The 2,054-nt window shown below is 43.5% G+C and carries 2 protein-coding genes; both read right to left on the reverse strand.

All coding sequences use genetic code 11. From position 1 onward, the window contains the following. Window positions 1-1,830 (reverse strand): Cna B-type domain-containing protein (locus HGKM_RS07610; RefSeq protein WP_154645949.1); only part of this gene is annotated, 1,830 nt, incomplete at its 3' end. 28 nt (window positions 1,831-1,858) lie between these two features. Further along, on the reverse strand, window positions 1,859-2,054 hold a 196-nt coding region (locus HGKM_RS08935; protein WP_218916882.1), incomplete at its 5' end, for a hypothetical protein.

The following is a 2,054-nucleotide window of genomic DNA, read 5'->3' on the forward strand; positions in this document are numbered from 1 at the left end:
AACTTCCGATGTATAGTTCTCTACCGGATCTTCAGCGATGGTGTAGGTGATTTTCTTCCCTTTCTCAAACTTGGGCAGGTCGCTAAAGGTCCACTTCCACCCCTCTTTTTCGGTGACCTTCCGACTATCCTTTTCTACCCCATTGGCCAGAAGACGGATGGTGATGGATTCCGGACGCTTGCCGTCCACATTGTCCCCATCTTCCCAGGTCTTCTTCCCTTCAATCTTGATCTTTTCCGTCTGATAGGTGTTGGTGATGATAAAGCCCGCTTTTTGATCGCCGGTAATTGCGGAAACATAGCCCTTCATCGAGCCGACTTCCTTGACGGTATACTCGATCTCTCTTCCGTTTTCCGTCTTCAGCAAATCATCAAAATGCCCTGACCAACCATTTTCCGCATTCAGAACCAGGCTTCTGCCAGTGTCTTTCCCATCGGCCAAAAGCTGAATGGTGACGGATTCCGGACGCTTCTTGTCCCGGTTGTCCTCATCCACCCAACGCTTGGCAACAGAAACGGTCCTCTTAACCGGAACGACAACGACAGGCGGCGTTTTGGGCTTGTATTCGTTGGTAAATGTGGCCGTTTTCGCATAATTCTGAGCAAGAGATCGGTAATCGAATCCGTTCTCATTTTTTATCTCATTCTCATAAAATTCGTTGGCTTCATCCAAATTGTTGAAAATCAACATATTATTCAGTGCGGGGATGATATCAACAATTTTAACCTCTTTATTAGAAATAAAAGAAGATCCTTCAGCTTGTCTCTCTTTCAAGAGATATCGAAAAACCGGATAAATGTCTATCCCATTATCATCAGTGTAATTACTAGAGGATTCACCCGATTCCCAGTCAACCGTTGAGTCCACAATATCTTTTAATTTTTCAATCATATTGTAGTACTCATGGGGCAGTAAAAGACCCTTGGACAAGGAAATATAATTCCCCGAGGCGTCCTTTTCCTGGTGAGTGATTAGCGGTTTCTTATAGGTGTAGGGGAAATAATGCACGGCTTGATTATATTTCAATTTGAATTGTTCTGAATAGCTGAAGCTATCAAAGTCATACTCCCAAAGGCATTGACCGCCCTCCTCAAAACTTCCCGGACTCTCCTCATTCGGATCAACAAAGAAAGGGAGTTTCCATGCAATGGTGTCTTCCGGCCAAGTGCCGCTTTTTTCATCTTCTTTTCTTTGAGCCAATTCAGCATCGGTTGGTTTTCGAGCAATGGCGGTTTGTCCCCGATCGCTGGAGGTCATCATTCCCCAATCATATTTAAGAATATGGTCAATCACCTCTTCTCCAAGCTTTTCATTTCCAAATCTCTGATCAATAAGATCGGTGAGAACGGGGTCATAGACATCACTCTCACGAAAACTCACATGGCTGAAAGGAATAAAGAAGGCACCATCACGCAATTTCCCTTCATTGATCCGATAAGCCCTATCCCGGTCCTCATCGGTAAAAGTGTTACCAATTCCATACTTTGCTTCTTTTTCCTTGGCCTCTTTTTCGATTGCCGAGACGGTCCAAAGGTCAAAATCAAAATCCGCATTAGGAATTGCTTTTCGATCAGAGGCATTCCTCATATCGATTTTTTTCTCGTACACAAAATTAGCCGTGAAAAAATCAGGAACCCCTACATTGTTTACCATCAAATCTGCCTTAACCTCAGGTTCTGCCAACGGCGTAACAGCCAGCAGGCAGGCCAGGACCAGGGATAGGATCATTCCCGGCACTTTCCGAAACTTAGACTTTGACATGACACACTCCTTTGTTTTCCGTTTCCGCCCATAAGGGCATTCTCTACTTTCTTCAGAATGATTGTTCAAAAAATGCTTCAAAAATATAGAATAATACTTAGTTTATCATAAACGAGAAATCCTGGAGTGTAAACCTTTTCGCTTTGAGAAAAAAATCGATAACGAAGGATGAACATAAACTGAAAGAAAAACCGATGGTGACCAAAATCACCATCGGTCTCTCTTCTTTAATCAAATGACTCACTGGATTACTTTTCTCATGGATCGGGCCACATATCCGGTCAAAGCCACAA

The sequence above is a fragment of the Kallipyga massiliensis ph2 genome (assembly GCF_000311985.1).
GTDB lineage: Bacteria > Bacillota > Clostridia > Tissierellales > Peptoniphilaceae > Kallipyga > Kallipyga massiliensis.